This window comes from Streptomyces sp. NPDC099050, assembly GCF_044759865.1.
Classification (GTDB): domain Bacteria; phylum Actinomycetota; class Actinomycetes; order Streptomycetales; family Streptomycetaceae; genus Streptomyces.
Genome location: NZ_JBIWAE010000005.1, coordinates 116,043 through 133,792 on the forward strand (window position 1 = coordinate 116,043; position 17,750 = coordinate 133,792).

The following is a 17,750-nucleotide window of genomic DNA, read 5'->3' on the forward strand; positions in this document are numbered from 1 at the left end:
CTTTCAGGCGGTCAGCTGAGCCGACTCAGATGTCGAGGAAGCGAACGTCCTTGGCGTTGCGCTGGATGAAGGAGCGCCGGGCTTCGACGTCCTCACCCATCAGCACCGAGAACAGGTCGTCGGCCTGCGCGGCGTCGTCCAGGGTGACCTGGCCGAGCACGCGGTGGTCCACGTCCATCGTGGTGATGCGCAGTTCCTCGGCGTTCATCTCGCCCAGACCCTTGAAGCGCTGGATCGAGTCTTCCTTGATCCGCTTGCCGTTCTGCTTGCCGAGCTCCACCAGGGCGTCGCGCTCGCGGTCCGAGTACGCGTACTCGAAGTCGTCGCGGCCCCACTTGATCTTGTACAGCGGCGGACGCGACAGGTACACGTGCCCGGCCTCGACCAGCGGCCGCATGAAGCGGAACAGGAAGGTCAGCAGCAGGGTGTTGATGTGCTGGCCGTCGACGTCGGCGTCCGCCATCAGAATGATCTTGTGATAGCGGAGCTTCTCGATGTCGAAGTCCTCGTGCACACCCGTGCCGAAGGCGCTGATCAGCGCCTGGACCTCGGTGTTCTGGAGGATCTTGTCGATGCGCGCCTTCTCGACGTTCAGGATCTTGCCGCGGATCGGCAGGATGGCCTGGTACATCGGGTTACGGCCGGACTTGGCCGAACCGCCGGCCGAGTCGCCCTCGACGATGAAGATCTCGCACTTCGTCGGGTCGTTGGACTGACAGTCCGACAGCTTGCCCGGCAGCGAGGCCGACTCCAGCAGACCCTTGCGACGGGTCAGGTCACGGGCCTTGCGGGCCGCGACGCGCGCCGTGGCCGCCTGGATCGACTTGCGGATGATGTCCGCGGCCTCGTTCGGGTTCCGGTCGAACCAGTCGTTGAGGTGCTCGTGCACGACCTTCTGCACGAAGGTCTTCGCCTCCGTGTTGCCCAGCTTGGTCTTCGTCTGGCCCTCGAACTGCGGCTCGCCCAGCTTCACCGAGATGATCGCCGTCAGACCCTCGCGGATGTCCTCGCCGGCGAGGTTGTCGTCCTTCTCGCGGAGGAACTTCTTCTCGCGCGCGTAACGGTTCACCAGACCGGTCAGAGCCGCACGGAAGCCCTCCTCGTGCGTACCGCCCTCGTGCGTGTGGATCGTGTTCGCGAAGGAGTAGACACCCTCCGTGTACTGCGAGTTCCACTGCATCGCGATCTCGACCGAGAGCATGCGCTCCTTGTCCTCGGCCTCGACGTCGATGACCGTCGGGTGGATCAGCTCACCCTTGCGCGAGTTCAGGTGGTTCACGAAGTCGACGATGCCGCCCTCGTAGTAGTACTTGACCGTGCGCGCCTGCTGGTCGTCGGTCTCCTCGGCGGTGTCCGCGCCCATCGTGGCCTTCGCCGACTCGCGCTCGTCCGTCAGCGAGAGGGTCAGGCCCTTGTTGAGGAAGGCCATCTCCTGGAAGCGGCGCGAGAGCGTCTCGAAGGAGTACTCGGTGGTCTCGAAGATGTCGCCGTCGGCCCAGAAGGTGACCGAGGTGCCCGTCTCGGACGTCTCCTCGTTCTTCAGCAGGGCCGCAGTCGGGACACCGAGCTTGTAGTCCTGGGTCCAGCGGTAACCGTCGGTCTTGACCTCGACCGCGACCCTGGTCGACAGGGCGTTCACGACGGAGACGCCGACGCCGTGCAGACCGCCGGAGACGGCGTAGCCGCCGCCGCCGAACTTGCCGCCCGCGTGCAGGACCGTCAGCACGACCTCGACGGCAGGCTTCCCCTCGGACGGCACGATGCCGACCGGGATACCGCGGCCGTTGTCGACCACGCGCACGCCGCCGTCGGCGAGGATCGTCACGTCGATGGTGTCCGCGTGCCCGGCCAGGGCCTCGTCGACCGAGTTGTCGACGACCTCGTACACGAGGTGGTGGAGCCCGCGCTCACCGGTCGAGCCGATGTACATGCCGGGCCGCTTGCGGACGGCGTCCAGGCCCTCGAGGACCTGGATGGCACTGGCGTCGTACGAGGACGTGACCTCGCCGTTCTGGCCGACTGTGGACTGGTTGTCGTTGGGGTTGCCGGAATCGGCCACGAAGCGCCCTTTCTGGCACAGCACAGGCCGTACTCCGGGCCGGCATGCATGCAAGCGGGAGCGGCTGCGTCGATCTGCGTTGTCAGCGGTGGTCAGCTTTACTCGACTGAATCCCGCGCGTGCGCGGGATTCTCGTTCAGTCTACCGGTATCACCCCCATGAATGGGCGTTTGCCGGTACCTGAGTCCGCATGTGCCGCCCGGAAACTCCTCTCTCCGACTCCCCATATCCAGGGAGGGGCCCAAAGAGGCTCACACGGGCATTGAGCGCTTCGGGCTGTCAACCTCCCGCTACCGTGAGGGACACCACCCGCGGAGCCGTCCGTACGGGTGACCGCCGGATCCCTACTCACCCGTACGGGCGTGCTCGCCGGTGGGCACGCGAAGCCGCCCGCACGTGGTGAACCACGCCGGGTCGGACTCGCCCTCTCACCCGTAGGTGTCCCCCGGGCCGGTGCTCCCCGGCGCCCGCCAGGGCCCGTACCGCTTCGGCCCGCCACCCGGGCCGTGGACCTTGATCAGCCGGACGGTGCCCTGCCCCAGGTCCGCGTTGAGCCGCGCCACCAGCTGCGGGGCCAGCAGCTTCAGCTGCGCCGCCCACGCCGAGGAATCGCAGCGCACCACCAGCTCGCGGTCCTCGTACCGGTCCGGCACGCAGTGCGTCGCGATGTCCTGGCCGACGATCTCCGGCCAGCGCTCCATCACGCCCGCCACCGCCATCGGCATCTCCCAGCCGCGCTCCGTGCGCAGCCGGTCCAGCGCCGCCATCAGCGGCATCGGGTCCCGGCCGTCCGCGCGGGCGCCCGAGCGCAGCCCCGGCTGGTAGCGGCCCTTCTTGTTCTGCGCCGCGTTGCCACGGGCCCGTGCCTGCTCGCGCGCGGCCGCCAGCGCCTGGCGCGCCAGGTCCACGCCCGAGGGCTCGGCCGCCTTGCGCGGCTGATCCTGCGGCGGGGGGGTCTGCGGCGATGGGGGCCGGGGCGGTTCCGGCTCCTTGCCGTTCACAGCCGGGTCACCTCTCCGCCGGACACCGCGAACCTGGTCCCGACCAGCACCCCGGGCACGTCGTCGTCCACCGCCGCCGTCACCAGCACCTGCTCGCCCGGGGCCACCAGCTCGGCCAGCCGCTCCCGGCGCCGCACGTCCAGCTCCGCGAACACGTCGTCGAGGATCAGCACCGGCTCGCTGCCCTCCGAGCGCAGCAGCTCGTAGGAGGCCAGCCGCAGCGCCAGCGCGTACGACCAGGACTCGCCGTGGCTCGCGTACCCCTTGGCCGGCAGCTCCCCGAGGCGCAGCACCACGTCGTCGCGGTGCGGGCCGACCAGGGTCACCCCGCGCTCGATCTCGCCCTTGCGCACCTCGGCCAGCGCGCCGAGGAGGACCTCGTACAGCGCCTCGCGGGTGCGGGCCTCGCCGCTGTCCACCTGCTCGCCCGCGGAGGACTTGTACGCCGCCCCGAGCGGGCCGCCGCCCGGCGCGAGCTGTTCGTACGCCTTGTCCGCCAGCGGCAGCAGCGTCGCGAGCAGGTCGAGCCGGTGGGCCAGCAGCTCCGCGCCCGTGCGCGCCAGGTGCTGGTCCCACACGTCGAGCGTGGACAGGTCCATGGAGCGGCCGCCGTGCCGGCGGGCCATCGCCGCCGACTTCAGCAGGGTGTTGCGCTGCTTGAGCACCCGCTCGTAGTCCGAGCGGACGGCCGCCATGCGCGGCGAGCGTGCCGTGACGAGCTCGTCGAGGAAGCGGCGGCGCTCGCCGGGATCGCCCTTGACCAGGGCCAGGTCCTCGGGGGCGAACAGCACCGTGCGCACGATGCCCAGGACGTCCCGCGGTCTGACCTGCGAGGACCTGTTGATCCGGGCCCGGTTGGCGCGGCCCGGGTTCAGCTCCAGCTCCACGAGCTGCTGCCGCTCGCCCTGGGTGACGGCGGCCCGGATCACGGCGCGCTCGGCGCCCATCCGCACGAGCGGGGCGTCCGCGGAGACGCGGTGGCTGCCGAGGGTCGCGAGGTAGCCGATGGCCTCGACGAGATTGGTCTTGCCCTGCCCGTTGGGGCCCACGAAAGCGGTGACGCCCGGGTCGAGGGGAACCTCGGCCCGGGCGTACGAGCGGAAGTCGGCCAACGAGAGATGCGAAACGTGCATGTGGCGCCGACCTCCCCCGGCTTCCTGCTGCTCTGCCGTGCTCCGCTCCACAGGCTGTGCACAGGTGCACGGTGGACTTGTGGACCTGTGGAGCGGTTGTGGATTACTTCTTCTCGACCGCGTGGCCGCCGAACTGGTTGCGCAGCGCGGCGATCATCTTCATCTGCGGGGAGTCGTCCTGACGGGACGCGAAGCGCGCGAAGAGCGAGGCCGTGATCGCGGGCAGCGGCACGGCGTTGTCGATCGCGGCCTCGACCGTCCAGCGGCCCTCGCCCGAGTCCTGCGCGAAGCCGCGCAGCTGCTGCAGGTGCTCGTCCTCGTCCAGCGCGTTCACGGCCAGGTCCAGCAGCCAGGAACGGATGACCGTGCCCTCTTGCCAGGACCGGAAGACCTCGCGGACGTCGGTGACCGAGTCGACCTTCTCCAGGAGCTCCCAGCCCTCGGCGTAGGCCTGCATCATGGCGTACTCGATGCCGTTGTGGACCATCTTCGCGAAGTGCCCGGCGCCGATCTTGCCGGCGTGCACCGCGCCGAACTCACCCTCGGGCTTGAGGGCGTCGAAGACGGGCTGAACGGCCGCGACGTGCTCCTTGTCGCCGCCGTACATCAGCGCGTAGCCGTTCTCCAGGCCCCAGACGCCGCCCGAGACTCCGCAGTCCACGAAGCCGATGCCCTTGGCGGCCAGCTCGGCGCCGTGCTTCTCGTCGTCGGTCCAGCGCGAGTTGCCGCCGTCGACGACGATGTCGCCGGGCGAGAGCAGGCCCGCCAGCTCGTCCACGGTGGACTGGGTCGCCGCGCCGGCCGGGACCATCACCCACACCACGCGGGGGGCCTGCAGGCTGTCCACAAGTTCCGACAGGCTGTGGACATCGGCGAGGTCCGGGTTGCGGTCGTATCCGATGACGGTGTGGCCGGCGCGGCGGATGCGCTCGCGCATGTTGCCGCCCATCTTGCCGAGACCGACGAGACCAAGCTCCATCAGGTGGTTCCTTAAGCGTTGTGGCCGTCTGTGCCGGGGTGCTCCCCTGCCCGGGGACATCCCCCCGTGCCGAGCCTACGCCGGGCCGTGGCGCCCGGCGCCACGGGCACTCCGGGTGTCGGCTCGGCACGGGGGTCCGGGCGCGCGGCGGGCCGCGCACGAGGCTCCGGACGGGCCCCGGTGAGGCCCCCGGGGGCCCTGAGGGGCCGCTACGGGGCTGCGCGGGCGGGAGGCGGAACGCCCTCGGGCCCGGTCCCGCCAGGAGCGGGGACGGGCCCGAGGGGCTTGCCGCGTCGTGTCCGGACTCAGCCGGAGAGGCGGACCGGCATGATCAGGTACTTGTACGCCTCGTCGGCCTCGGCGTCGACCGCCGGGCGGCCGCTGAGCAGCGCCGGCTTGGTGGACGTGGTGAAGCTCAGCTGCGCGGCCGGCGAGTCGATCGCGCTCAGGCCGTCCAGCAGGAAGGTCGGGTTGAAGGCGATCGAGATGTCGTCGCCCTCCAGCTTCGCGTCGACGCGCTCCACAGCCTGTGCGTCGTCGGAGGAGCCGGCCTCCAGGATCAGCACGCCCTGCTCGAAGCTGAGGCGGACCGGGGTGTTGCGCTCGGCGACCAGGGCCACGCGCTTGACGGCCTCGACGAACGGGGCCGTCTCGATCACGGCGACCGAGTTGAACTCCGTCGGGAACAGCGTGCGGTACTTCGGCAGGTCGCCCTCGAGGAGGCGGGTGGTGGTGCGGCGGCCGGCGCCCTCGAAGCCGATGAGGCCCTCGCCCTGGCCGGAGCCCGACAGCGCGATGGTGACCGTGTCGCCGCTGGTGAGCGACTTGGCGGTGTCCAGGAGGGTCTTGGCGGGCACCAGGGCCACGGCCGAGGCCTCGGGGTCCTCCGGCTTCCACAGGAACTCGCGGACCGCGAAGCGGTAGCGGTCGGTGGAGGCCAGGGTGACCTTGTCGCCCTCGATCTCGATGCGGACACCGGTCAGCACGGGCAGCGTGTCGTCGCGGCCCGCGGCGATGGCGACCTGGGCGGCGGCGGAGGCGAAGACCTCGCCGGGCACGGTGCCGGTGGCGGTGGGCATCGTCGGCAGTGCCGGGTACTCCTCCACAGGCAGGGTGTGGAGTGTGAATCGCGAGGAGCCGCAGACCACGGTCGCCCGTACACCGTCTGTGGAAATCTCCACCGGGCGGTTGGGGAGTGCGCGGCAGATGTCGGCCAGCAGCCGGCCGGAGACCAGGACGGTGCCGTCCTCCTCGACGTCCGCCTCGACGGAGACGCGGGCCGAGACCTCGTAGTCGAAGCCGGAGAGGGACAGCTTGCCCTCCTCGGCCTTCAGCAGCAGGCCCGCGAGAACGGGCACCGGCGGCCGGGCCGGGAGGCTACGGGCAGCCCAGGCCACCGCCTCCGCGAGTACGTCGCGCTCCACCCGGATCTTCACCGGAAACCGCCTCCTGCTGTTGCTCGCTCGTCTGCCGGCCTTCGTCGTCGGCTCGTCGATGCCTCGACCGATGCCGGGGACCAGTCTGACGTACGGCGCCGACAGTCGTCGCTGCTGGCGGTCAAGTCGGGAGCGAGGTGTCGGGGAGGGCGATCCACCGAGTTGTGCACAGGACCTGCTTGAAAACCGAAACCGGGCTAACTCTCTATGGAGGTAGTAGTAGGGCCTGTGGAAACGGTGGATAACAGTGTTTTTGCAGGTCAGCCTGTGTTTTTTATGCACATGCCCTGTGGGCGACACCGGTGGACAACCACGTGTCTCTGTGGAGAACGAAAACTTCTGCACAGGCCATCCCCAGATGACCCCGAGTACTCCACAGGTGCGTCCCCAGGTTTTCCCGAGTACTCCACAACCCAAACGTCGACTTCGGTGTGACCGCTTTCACTCGGGGCGGTGATGGAGGGTTCCTTGTTGCCGAACAGTGGACAACGGTGTGGGGAAGTCGTCTGATCCTGTGCACAGGACCCGGGAAGCTGTGGACCGCCGGTGGACAACGCGGTGGACAGACCTGTGGACGAATTTTTCGTCCACAGCCTGTGGATAGACGTTGCGCACAATTCCACAGGGGTCTGACCAGCCCTGATGGTGCCTCACGCCAGGGGCCTGTGGACAGTCTTGTGGGCGGGGAACCCCGTCCCCAGGCTGTGGACGGAAGAAAGTCGCCCAATCTGTGGATGACTTGCCTCCAAGGGGGCGTATTCGAACAGTCCAGGGGCGCACGCACGAAGAAGGGCGCCCCCGAAGTGACCCGGGAGCGCCCTCTAAAAGCGTTTGGAAGGGCTCGGCGGGGCCCGTACGGCAGGTCCACAGAGCCGGCTTCAGCCGTTCTTGATGCGGTTGGTGAGCTCGGTCACCTGGTTGTAGATGGAGCGGCGTTCCGCCATCAGAGCGCGGATCTTGCGGTCCGCGTGCATGACGGTGGTGTGGTCGCGGCCGCCGAACTGCGCCCCGATCTTGGGCAGCGAGAGGTCCGTGAGCTCCCGGCACAGGTACATGGCGATCTGCCGGGCGGTGACCAGCACGCGGCTGCGCGAGGAGCCGCACAGGTCGTCCACGGTCAGCCCGAAGTAGTCGGCGGTGGCGGCCATGATGTCCGTCGCCGTGATCTCGGGCGCGCTGTCCTCGCCGCCGGGGATCAGGTTCTTCAGTACGTCCTCGGTCAGGCCCAGGTCCACCGGCTGCCGGTTCAGGCTCGCGAAGGCCGTGACCCGGATCAGCGCCCCCTCCAGCTCGCGGATGTTGCGCGAGATGCGGGAGGCGATGAACTCCAGGACCTCCGGCGGGGCGTTGAGCTGCTCCTGTACGGCCTTCTTGCGCAGGATCGCGATGCGGGTCTCCAGCTCGGGCGGCTGGACGTCGGTGATCAGACCCCACTCGAAGCGGTTGCGGAGCCGGTCCTCCAGGGTGACGAGCTGCTTGGGCGGCCGGTCGGAGGAGAGCACGATCTGCTTGTTGGCGTTGTGGAGCGTATTAAAGGTGTGGAAGAACTCCTCCTGCGTCGACTCCTTGCTCGCGAGGAACTGGATGTCGTCGACGAGCAGGATGTCCATCTCGCGGTAGCGCTTGCGGAACGCGTCGCCCTTGCCGTCGCGGATCGAGTTGATGAACTCGTTGGTGAACTCCTCGGAGCTCACGTACCGCACCCGGGTGCCGGGGTAGAGGCTCCGAGCGTAGTGCCCGATCGCGTGCAGCAGGTGCGTCTTGCCGAGGCCCGACTCCCCGTAGATGAAGAGGGGGTTGTACGCCTTCGCCGGCGCCTCGGCGACGGCCACCGCGGCGGCGTGCGCGAAGCGGTTGGAGGCGCCGATGACGAAGGTGTCGAAGAGGTACTTGGGGTTCAGCCGGGCGGTCGGCTCCAGCGGTCCCGAGGTGGAACCGCCGGACGGTGCCGAGGGCGCGGGCCGGCTGGGCACCGGGCGCGGGGAGGACTGCTGCTCGTACTGCTGCTGCTCGTACTGGCGGGAGGAGCGCTGCTGCTGGCCCTCGTACTGCTGCTGCTCGTACTGCTGCTGTTCGTACTTCTGCTGTTCGTAGGAGCCCTGGTCGTAGGAGGAGGGCTCGGACTGCTGCATGTAGCCCGGCTGCGGGGAGGCGTACGGGTCGCGCTCGGGGAAGCCGCCGAGGCGGGGCTGCTGCCAGCCGTAGTCGTCCTGCTGGCCGCCGCGGGGCCAGGCACCGGGCTCGGAGCGCTGCTGCTGGTAGTCCGGGTAGGCGGGGCGGGCGCTGGGGAGCTGGTCGTCGGCGGGGCCGGTGTGGCCGCCGGGGCCCGTGTGACCCATCGGCCCGGTGTGCCCGCCGGGGCGCTGACCGCCGTACGGTTCGTAGCCGTCGCGGGAGGAAGACGCGGACGGGGCCGGGGGCGAGGGCTCGCCGGCGGAGTCGTCGACGGTGATGGCGATCCGGATGGGGCGGCCGCACTCACGGCTGAGGGCGTCGCTGATGAGCGGGGCGAGCCGGCCCTCCAGGACGCGCTTGCCGTACTCGTTCGGCACGGCGAGCAGCGCGGTGTCCGCTACCAGGGCCAGGGGCTGACAGCGCTCGACCCACTGCTTGTCCTTGGGCTCGATGCTGTTCTGTCCCTCCCCGAGGAGCTTTTCGAGCACCCTTGGCCACACTGCGGCAAGATCGGCAGGTACGTCAGCCACAGAGCACGCTCTCTCAGAGGGGGTCCCACGAATGTGTGGTTCTTTGGGACGGTCGGGACAAAAAATCCGGGGTCAAGCAACGGTAGTCAGGCCAGCGGGTACGGTTCAAGTCGTTGTCCACAGCCTGTGCACAGTGTGGGGCACCGTCGGCTCGGTTTGACCGGATGGCGTAGCCGCGCGTACCGTAACGAGGTCGAGTTGTCGATGGCTGCTGCCGCCTGCCTACCGATGGGCGAAGATCACTGGTTGTGATCGTTTAGCGGTGCCACTCGGGCGTACACGCGAGTTTCCATTCCTTCGTGGGCGCACGGTGACAGCCAGGCGATGTCCCGCCACAACGATTTATTCTCTGGAGCCCCCGAGTGAGCAAGCGCACCTTCCAGCCGAACAACCGCCGTCGTGCCAAGACCCACGGCTTCCGTCTCCGGATGCGTACCCGTGCCGGCCGCGCCATCCTCGCGAACCGTCGTGGCAAGGGCCGCGCCGAACTCTCCGCGTAACTGACGGGCGGATCGTGACGTCGTGCTGTCTCCCGACAATCGGCTGAGGCGGCGCGAGGACTTCGCGAGCGCGGTACGTCGAGGTCGCCGGGCTGGTCGCCCGCTCCTCGTCGTCCACCTACGTACAAGCGGTGCAACGGACCCGCACGAGCCGGGGGAGATCGATCCCTCGACGCGTGCGGGTTTCGTCGTCAGCAAGGCTGTCGGCATCGCCGTCGTACGCAATCGGGTCAAGCGCCGTTTGCGCCATCTCGTCCGCGAGCGGCTGTCCCAGCTGCCCGAAGGTAGCCTGATGGTGGTACGGGCTCTGCCCGGAGCGGGTGATGCCGGTCTCGACGAGCTGGCCCGGGACCTCGATGCCGCACTGCTGCGGCTCTTGGGAGGCGTGGCTCGATGAAGTACCCGCTGCTCGCATTGATCAAGCTGTACCAGTGGACGATCAGTCCGCTGCTCGGGCCGGTGTGCCGCTACTACCCCTCGTGTTCGCACTACGGGTACACGGCCATCGACCGGCATGGTGCGGTGAAGGGGACGGCTCTGACCGCCTGGCGGATCCTGCGGTGCAATCCGTGGTCCCCGGGTGGCGTGGACCACGTCCCACCCCGGAAACGCCCGCGTTGGCACGAGCAGCTGCGCAGTGCGTTGCGTAGATCTCGCAATGCTCAAGGAGCCTGATTAGTGGACACGATTGCCAGTCTGTTCAGCTTTATTACCACGCCTGTCTCGTGGATCATCGTCCAGTTCCACAAGGTGTACGGCGCCATGTTCGGCGCCGACAGTGGCTGGGCCTGGGGCCTGTCCATCGTCTCCCTGGTGATCTTGATCCGCATCTGTCTGATCCCGCTCTTCGTGAAGCAGATCAAGGCGACGCGCGGCATGCAGGCGATCCAGCCGAAGATGAAGGCGATCCAGGAGCGCTACAAGAACGACAAGCAGCGCCAGTCCGAAGAGATGATGAAGCTGTACAAGGAGACGGGTACCAACCCGCTCTCCTCGTGCCTTCCCATCCTGGCGCAGTCTCCGTTCTTCTTCGCGCTCTACCACGTGCTCGCCTCCATCGCCAACGGCACGCCGATCGGCAAGATCGACGGCCCGCTGCTGGAGAGCGCGCGTAACGCGCACATCTTCGGTGCCCCGCTGGCGTCCAAGTTCACGGACAGCGCGGACAAGGTCGCCGCTCTGGGCGCCTCGGTCACCGACGTGCGGATCGTCACCGCGATCATGATCGTGATGATGTCGCTGTCGCAGTTCTACACGCAGCGCCAGCTGATGCAGAAGAACGTCGACCTCTCGGTCAAGACGCCGTTCATGCAGCAGCAGAAGATGCTGATGTACGTCTTCCCCCTGATCTTCGCGGTCATGGGCATCAACTTCCCCGTCGGTGTCCTCGTCTACTGGCTGACCACCAACCTGTGGACCATGGGCCAGCAGATGTTCGTCATCAGCCGGAACCCCACCCCGGGCAGCCTGGCCCAGGACCAGTACCTGACGCGCCTGCTGAAGCAGATCACCTCGCACGGCCAGCTCAAGAGCCGCGGCAAGAAGAAGATCGTCGCGGCGATCGTGGCCAAGGGCCCGGACCGCAACGACAACGAGCGCAAGTTCATCACCGGTCTGAGCAAGCAGGGCCTGGCCGCGCAGGCGGACGGCTCCGTGGCGAAGAGCGTCGAGGCGACCGTGGATTCGGATGCGGCCGGCGGTGGCGGACAGAAGCGCCAGCAGCCCAAGCGGCAGTCGAAGTCACAGCGTCAGACGCCCCCCAGCAAGCCCTCTCCCAAGAAGTAAGAAGGAGTCCCTCCCGTGACGGAAGGCACCACCACCGCCGCCGCTGAGAGTGGCGACACCCTGACCCGCCTCGAGCAGGAGGGTGAGATCGCGGCCGACTACCTTGAGGGTCTGCTGGACATCGCCGACCTGGACGGCGACATCGACATGGACGTCGAGGCGGACCGCGCCTCGGTTTCCATCGTCAGCGAGTCCGCGCGTGACCTGCAGAAGCTCGTCGGCCGCGACGGCGAGGTGCTGGAGGCTCTGCAGGAGCTGACCCGCCTCGCCGTGCACCGCGAGACCGGGGACCGCAGTCGGCTGATGCTGGACATCGGCGGTTTCCGGGCGAAGAAGCGCGAGGAGCTGACGGCGCTCGGCGCCAAGGCAGCGGAGGACGTGAAGGCGTCCGGCGAGCCCCTGAAGCTGGAGCCGATGACCCCCTTCGAGCGGAAGGTCGTGCACGACGCCGTGGCGGCGGCCGGTCTGCGGAGCGAGTCCGAGGGCGAGGAGCCGCAGCGCTTCGTCGTCGTGCTTCCGGTCTGATCGGAAGCCTGAGTGTCCGGCCCCGTCTGTCTCGCAGGCGGGGCCGATCTTTGTCAGCCTGGCAGTGCCGGCTGACAGCAGTGACGGCAGCGACGGCAGTGCTGTCGTCGGGTATTCACCACCATGCGGTACGGAAGGACGGTCCCCGTGACGGAGGCAGCTGAGCTTCCCCCGATGCCCGAAGAAGCGCCCCCGGCACCTGAAGAGGCGCGTGCGGTGTTCGGCGAGCATTTCCCGGAAGCTGTGCGGTACGCGGAGCTGCTGGCGGACGCGGGTGTCAAGCGGGGCCTGATCGGGCCGCGCGAGGTGCCGCGGCTCTGGGAGAGGCACCTGCTCAACTGCGCCGTGCTCTCGGAGGTGGTGCCCGAGGGCGTCACCGTGTGCGACGTGGGCTCGGGCGCCGGCCTCCCCGGCATCCCGCTGGCCCTGGTGCGCAGGGACCTGAAGATCACGCTGCTGGAGCCGCTGCTGCGCCGCACGAACTTCCTCCAGGAGGTGGTGGAACTGCTGGGGCTCGACCACGTGACGGTGGTGCGCGGGCGGGCCGAGGAAGTCCTCGGCAAGCTCCCCCCGGTGCACGTGGTGACGGCGCGCGCGGTGGCGCCGCTGGACCGGCTCGCCGGCTGGGGCGTGCCCCTGCTGCGCCCGTACGGCGAGATGCTGGCGCTGAAGGGCGACACCGCCGAGGAGGAGCTGGTGGCGGCGAAGGCCGCGCTGACCAAGCTCGGTGTGGTGAAGACCTCGGTGCTGCACGTCGGCGAGGGGGTCGTGGACCCGCTCTCCACCGTGGTGCGGGTCGAGGTGGGGGAAAGCCCCGGCGGGGTGCGGTTCGCGGCGAAGCGGGCCAAGGCCGCCCGTACGAGCCGTACGCGCAGGCGTCGCTGAGCCTCTTCCGGGCAGCGCTCACGGGCGTATCACAGGGGTGTTGAGCCCTATAGGTATGGATTTCGGAGTGTCGTAGCGGCCGGATGACTCCGTCCGGGCATCGTGTTTCACGTGAAACGTCGCTCTCTGCTGCACGGAATCATCAGCCGCGGTCGTGCGGCCACGTCCCCCCGTCTCCTCAAGGGCGAAGGGGGGACGGAGTTGTCCACATCGGTGGATTCATCCACAGGAGTCCGGGCCCCGCTGGTTCGCGACCCCGGTGACATGGCAGGCTCTGTTCATCGCGAGCCTGATGCCGAGGAGAGTGACACCGTGCGGTCAGACGCCAACCTTGCGGGGCCGATGGCCGATCCGGTCCCCGGTCCCCGCTCTGAATCCCCGGGCGACGATGTTTCACGTGAAACATCGGCCCCGCCCCTAGTGGACAACGAAGACACGCCCATCGGCCGGGCCGCCCAGATCGCGGTCGAGGCTCTGGGACGTGCGGGTGAGGGCCTGCCCAGGCCCCCGAAGACCCGGATCATGGTGGTGGCCAACCAGAAGGGCGGCGTGGGCAAGACCACGTCGACCGTGAACCTGGCTGCCTCCCTGGCCCTGCACGGTGCGCGGGTCCTGGTGGTCGACCTCGACCCTCAGGGCAATGCCTCGACGGCGCTGGGCATCGACCACCACGCGGACGTGCCGTCCATCTATGACGTGCTCGTGGACAGCCGCCCGCTGATGGAGGTCGTCCAGCCGGTGGCCGACGTGGAGGGCCTCTTCTGCGCGCCGGCCACGATCGACCTGGCGGGTGCCGAGATCGAGCTCGTGTCCCTGGTCGCACGGGAGAGCCGTCTCCAGCGGGCCATTCAGGCGTACGAGCAGCCGCTCGACTACATCCTGATCGACTGCCCGCCCTCGTTGGGCCTGCTGACGGTGAACGCCCTGGTCGCGGGCGCGGAAGTGCTGATCCCGATCCAGTGCGAGTACTACGCGCTGGAGGGGCTGGGTCAGCTGCTGCGCAATGTGGACCTGGTGCGGGCCCACCTGAACCCGACGCTGCACGTGTCCACGATCCTGCTGACGATGTACGACGGCAGGACCCGGCTGGCCTCGCAGGTGGCGGAGGAGGTGCGCACCCACTTCGGCAAGGAGGTGCTGCGCACGAGCATCCCGCGGTCGGTCCGCATCTCCGAGGCTCCGAGCTACGGGCAGACGGTGCTGACCTATGACCCGGGTTCCAGCGGTTCCCTTTCCTATCTGGAGGCGGCGCGGGAGATCGCGCTGCGCGGGGCCGGATTCCAGTACGACCCCCAGCACCCCCATCAGGGTGCGGGCATGAACAACACGCAGAGCATGGCGGAGGGGATCCAGTGAGTGAGCGACGTAGGGGTCTGGGGCGGGGGCTCGGCGCGCTGATTCCCGCGGCTCCCCAAGAGAAGGTGCCGCCGGTGATCGGTGCCGGGTCGACGTCTCCGTCGGCGGTGCCGGTGCTGCCCTCGGAGCGGGGCGTCGCGGCGGCGAAGCTGGCTTCGCTGGCGCAGGCCGATGTTTCACGTGAAACATCGTCGGTGGCCGCGTTCGCGAGCGTGCCGGAGCCGGTCGCCGCTCCGGAGGCCGGTGAGGTGGCGAGTGCTACGTTCGCGGAACTCCCGATGGACTCCATCACGCCGAATCCGCGGCAGCCGCGCGAGGTGTTCGACGAGGACGCGCTGGCCGAGCTGGTGACCTCCATTCAGGAGGTGGGTCTGCTCCAGCCGGTGGTGGTGCGCCAGTCCGGTCCGGGCCGCTACGAGCTGATCATGGGCGAGCGGCGCTGGCGGGCGTGCCGGGAGGCCGGCCTGGAGCGTATTCCGGCGATCATCCGGGCCACGGATGACGAGAAGCTGCTGCTGGACGCGCTCCTGGAGAACCTGCACCGGGCGCAGCTGAATCCCTTGGAGGAGGCGGCCGCGTACGACCAGCTGCTCCAGGACTTCAATTGCACGCACGACCAGCTGGCGGACCGGATCGGGCGTTCCCGTCCGCAGGTCTCGAACACGCTGCGTCTGCTGAAGCTCTCCCCGCCCGTGCAGCGGCGGGTGGCGGCGGGCGTGCTGTCGGCGGGGCATGCGCGGGCCCTGCTGTCGGTGGACAACTCCGAGGAGCAGGACCGCCTGGCGCACCGGATCGTGGCCGAAGGGCTGTCGGTGCGTGCGGTCGAGGAGATCGTGGCGCTGATGGGCTCGGAGTCGCCGAGCGCGGTGAAGCCGAAGGGTCCGCGAGCGGGTGCCCGGGTCGCGCCCGCGCTCAACGAGCTGGCGACGCGGCTGTCGGACCGGTTCGAGACGCGGGTGAAGGTGGATCTGGGCCAAAAGAAGGGCAAGATCACCGTCGAGTTCGCGTCGATGGAGGACCTGGAGCGGATCCTGGGGACCTTGGCTCCGGGCGAGGGCCGGGTGCTGGACCAGGGCGCTGCCGGGGAGTGACCCACGGCCTGGGGGCGGGTCGTGCCGGTGTGAGCCGGTGCGGCCCGCCCCCTTTGCCTTGTCGCGGTTTCGGGTGATTCGAGCTGTGGATACGATGCGGTCATGGGTCGTCGGCTGGTACCGCTCACGCTGGACAACCTTCAAGACCTGCCCCGGCGTTGCCGGTCCTGCGTCTTCTGGGAGCTGGACCCCGTCAGCGGCGAGGCCGCCGTGAAGGCGGGCAACCCTGCCGAGGAGAAGGAGGCGTGGATCTCCGCCGTCCTCCTGGAGTGGGGTTCGTGCGGCCGGGTGGTCTACGTGGACGAGGTTCCCGTGGGGTTCGTTCTCTACGCGCCGCCGGCTTACGTGCCGCGTGCGACCGCGTTTCCGACCAGCCCGGTGTCCCCGGACGCCGTCCAGCTCATCACCTCGTGGATCATGCCGGGGTATCAGGGCCAGGGGCTGGGACGGGTGATGGTCCAGACGGTGGCGAAGGATCTGTTGCGCAGGGGGTTCCGGGCCATCGAGGCGTTCGGTGACGCCCGGTGGGAAGGTCCGGCCTGTCTGTTGCCGGCGGACCATCTGCTGGCCGTGGGCTTCAAGACGGTACGCCCGCACCCGACGCGTCCCCGGCTGAGGCTGGAGCTGCGGTCCACGCTGTCGTGGAAGGAAGACGTGGAACTGGCCCTGGACCGGCTGCTGGGGGCGGCACGGAAGGAGCCGGCGCTGCGTCCGCTGTAGGACGGGTGCGGCCCGGTCCCGGGCAGGGCCGGGCTGGGCAGGGCCGGGCTGGCATGCGAACGGGGCCGCCCCCGGCAGGGGCGGCCCCGTGTCACGCGATCGCGTCCGCTCTGGGACGCGGGTGCGTCAGGCCTTGGCGGTGACGAAGCCGTCGAGGTCGCGCAGGATGGCGGCCTTCGGCTTGGCGCCGACGATGGTCTTGACGACCTCGCCGCCCTGGTAGACGTTCAGCGTCGGGATGGACATGACGCCGTACTTGGCCGCCGTCTCCGGGTTCTCGTCGATGTTGAGCTTGACGATCTCGATCTCGTCGCCGTATTCGGCGGCGATGGCCTCGAGGGACGGAGCGATCTGGCGGCACGGGCCGCACCAGGCGGCCCAGAAGTCCACCAGGACGGGCTTGTCGCTCTTGAGGACGTCGTCATCGAAGCTTGCATCGGTGACGGTCTTGAGGGTGCCGGCCACAGCGGCCTCCTTCTTTTCCTGCGGGGAGTGGGGTGTGGTGCTGCTTGAGGGTGTCAGACCGCTGCGTGCGCCTTCTCGGCGTCCGCGAGGGCGGCGAGGAAGCGCTCGGCGTCGAGGGCCGCGGAGCAACCCGTGCCCGCGGCGGTGATGGCCTGACGGTATGTGTGGTCGACCACGTCGCCCGCGCCGAACACACCGGGGAGGCTGGTGCGGGTGGAGGGCGCGTCGACCGTGAGGTAGCCCTCCGAGTCGAGGTCGAGCTGGTCCTTGAACAGCTCGGTGCGCGGGTCGTGGCCGACGGCGATGAAGAGGCCGGTCACGGGCAGCGCGGAGGTCTCACCGGTCTTGGTGTTGCGCAGGGTGAGGCCGGTGAGCTTCTGCTCGCCGTGGATCTCCGCGACCTCGCTGTCCCAGGCGAACGAGATCTTCGGGTCGGCGAAGGCGCGGTCCTGCATGGCCTTGGAGGCGCGCAGGGAGTCGCGGCGGTGGACGATCGTGACGGACTTGGCGAACCGGGAGAGGAAAGTGGCTTCCTCGATCGCGGTGTCACCGCCGCCGATCACGGCGATGTCGTGGTCCTTGAAGAAGAATCCGTCGCAGGTCGCGCACCAGGAGACGCCACGGCCGGAAAGGGCGTCCTCGTTGGGCAGGCCGAGCTTGCGGTGCTGGGAACCGGTGGTCACGATCACGGCCTTGGCGCGGTGCACGGTGCCGGCGGTGTCGGTGACGGTCTTGATCTCGCCGGTGAGGTCCACGGACACGACGTCGTCCGGAATCAGCTCGGCGCCGAAACGCTCGGCCTGTCCGCGCATGTTGTCCATGAGGTCCGGCCCCATGATGCCGTCCTGGAAACCGGGGAAGTTCTCCACCTCGGTGGTGTTCATCAGCGCGCCACCGGCGGTGACGGCGCCTTCGAAGACCAGGGGCTTGAGCGAAGCGCGTGCGGTGTACAGGGCGGCCGTGTAACCGGCCGGCCCGGAGCCGATGATGATCACGTTTCGTACGTCGCTCACGGGTTGATTCCTCGTCTCTGCGGACTGCCTGCTGCCTACCGGGGGGCCGGTGTGGACTCTCACCCCACCCAACGGATCCTACGGCGCCCGCATTCCC

General features: G+C 68.9%; 17 protein-coding genes. 9 read left to right on the top strand and 8 right to left on the bottom strand.

Going from position 1 to position 17,750, the window contains the following annotated elements; all coding sequences use genetic code 11:
* Nucleotides 1–25: 25 nt before the first annotated feature.
* From gyrB to dnaA, 6 genes are all read right to left on the bottom strand, one after another.
* Entirely contained in the window at nucleotides 26–2,083 is a 2,058-nt protein-coding gene (gene gyrB, locus ACIQV3_RS10720; RefSeq protein ID WP_403711844.1) for a DNA topoisomerase (ATP-hydrolyzing) subunit B, read from the bottom strand.
* A 404-nt stretch (nucleotides 2,084–2,487) separates the two neighbouring features.
* Nucleotides 2,488–2,967 (bottom strand): DUF721 domain-containing protein, encoded by a 480-nt coding sequence (locus ACIQV3_RS10725; RefSeq protein WP_403712296.1) that lies wholly within the window; start codon nucleotides 2,965–2,967, stop codon nucleotides 2,488–2,490.
* 89 nt (nucleotides 2,968–3,056) lie between these two features.
* Nucleotides 3,057–4,193: a DNA replication/repair protein RecF gene (gene recF / locus ACIQV3_RS10730; protein WP_403711846.1), complete on the bottom strand. Its 1,137-nt coding sequence runs from the start codon at nucleotides 4,191–4,193 to the stop codon at nucleotides 3,057–3,059.
* A gap of 103 nt (nucleotides 4,194–4,296) precedes the next feature.
* Complete coding sequence (gene gnd / locus ACIQV3_RS10735) at nucleotides 4,297–5,172, bottom strand: phosphogluconate dehydrogenase (NAD(+)-dependent, decarboxylating) (RefSeq protein ID WP_243331108.1); 876 nt, start codon at nucleotides 5,170–5,172, stop codon at nucleotides 4,297–4,299.
* Between the two features lie 305 nt (nucleotides 5,173–5,477).
* Nucleotides 5,478–6,608, bottom strand: coding sequence for a DNA polymerase III subunit beta (gene dnaN / locus ACIQV3_RS10740; protein WP_243331110.1), 1,131 nt, complete (start codon nucleotides 6,606–6,608; stop codon nucleotides 5,478–5,480).
* 878 nt (nucleotides 6,609–7,486) lie between these two features.
* Nucleotides 7,487–9,313 carry a chromosomal replication initiator protein DnaA gene (gene dnaA / locus ACIQV3_RS10745; RefSeq protein ID WP_403711849.1) on the bottom strand — a complete coding sequence of 609 codons (1,827 nt, stop codon included), beginning with the start codon at nucleotides 9,311–9,313 and terminating at the stop codon, nucleotides 7,487–7,489.
* Nucleotides 9,314–9,675: 362 nt separating this feature from the next.
* On the opposite strand from dnaA, the gene rpmH reads away from it, so the two are divergent.
* The 9 genes from rpmH (at nucleotide 9,676) to ACIQV3_RS10790 (ending at nucleotide 16,175) form a co-directional block, all read left to right on the top strand.
* Nucleotides 9,676–9,813 (top strand): 50S ribosomal protein L34, encoded by a 138-nt coding sequence (gene rpmH / locus ACIQV3_RS10750; RefSeq protein WP_100597229.1) that lies wholly within the window; start codon nucleotides 9,676–9,678, stop codon nucleotides 9,811–9,813.
* A gap of 22 nt (nucleotides 9,814–9,835) precedes the next feature.
* Nucleotides 9,836–10,210, top strand: a complete 375-nt coding sequence (gene rnpA / locus ACIQV3_RS10755) for a ribonuclease P protein component (RefSeq protein ID WP_243331112.1) — start codon at nucleotides 9,836–9,838, stop codon at nucleotides 10,208–10,210.
* Complete coding sequence (yidD, locus tag ACIQV3_RS10760) at nucleotides 10,207–10,488, top strand: membrane protein insertion efficiency factor YidD (RefSeq protein ID WP_076043740.1); 282 nt, start codon at nucleotides 10,207–10,209, stop codon at nucleotides 10,486–10,488. Before rnpA ends, yidD begins: the two co-directional genes overlap by 4 nt.
* Before the next feature lie 3 nt (nucleotides 10,489–10,491).
* Nucleotides 10,492–11,598 carry a membrane protein insertase YidC gene (gene yidC / locus ACIQV3_RS10765; protein WP_403711852.1) on the top strand — a complete coding sequence of 369 codons (1,107 nt, stop codon included), beginning with the start codon at nucleotides 10,492–10,494 and terminating at the stop codon, nucleotides 11,596–11,598.
* Nucleotides 11,599–11,613: 15 nt separating this feature from the next.
* Nucleotides 11,614–12,123, top strand: a complete 510-nt coding sequence (locus ACIQV3_RS10770) for a protein jag (protein ID WP_403711854.1) — start codon at nucleotides 11,614–11,616, stop codon at nucleotides 12,121–12,123.
* Nucleotides 12,124–12,297: 174 nt separating this feature from the next.
* On the top strand, nucleotides 12,298–13,008 hold the full coding sequence (gene rsmG / locus ACIQV3_RS10775; protein ID WP_403712298.1) for a 16S rRNA (guanine(527)-N(7))-methyltransferase RsmG: 711 nt from the start codon (nucleotides 12,298–12,300) through the stop codon (nucleotides 13,006–13,008).
* Between the two features lie 264 nt (nucleotides 13,009–13,272).
* Nucleotides 13,273–14,364 carry a ParA family protein gene (locus ACIQV3_RS10780; RefSeq protein WP_266956733.1) on the top strand — a complete coding sequence of 364 codons (1,092 nt, stop codon included), beginning with the start codon at nucleotides 13,273–13,275 and terminating at the stop codon, nucleotides 14,362–14,364.
* The gene (locus tag ACIQV3_RS10785) at nucleotides 14,361–15,455 is read left to right on the top strand and encodes a ParB/RepB/Spo0J family partition protein (protein ID WP_403711856.1); all 1,095 of its coding nucleotides are present in this window, start codon (nucleotides 14,361–14,363) and stop codon (nucleotides 15,453–15,455) included. The genes ACIQV3_RS10780 and ACIQV3_RS10785 overlap by 4 nt, the downstream gene beginning before the upstream one ends.
* A gap of 102 nt (nucleotides 15,456–15,557) precedes the next feature.
* On the top strand, nucleotides 15,558–16,175 hold the full coding sequence (locus ACIQV3_RS10790; RefSeq protein ID WP_327305750.1) for a GNAT family N-acetyltransferase: 618 nt from the start codon (nucleotides 15,558–15,560) through the stop codon (nucleotides 16,173–16,175).
* Between the two features lie 126 nt (nucleotides 16,176–16,301).
* On the opposite strand, the gene trxA is transcribed toward ACIQV3_RS10790, so the two are convergent.
* Nucleotides 16,302–16,640 carry a thioredoxin gene (trxA, locus tag ACIQV3_RS10795; RefSeq protein ID WP_327305751.1) on the bottom strand — a complete coding sequence of 113 codons (339 nt, stop codon included), beginning with the start codon at nucleotides 16,638–16,640 and terminating at the stop codon, nucleotides 16,302–16,304.
* Nucleotides 16,641–16,693: 53 nt separating this feature from the next.
* A complete protein-coding gene (gene trxB, locus ACIQV3_RS10800) occupies nucleotides 16,694–17,653 on the bottom strand; it encodes a thioredoxin-disulfide reductase (protein WP_403711859.1) in 960 nt (319 codons plus the stop codon).
* Nucleotides 17,654–17,750: the final 97 nt, after the last annotated feature.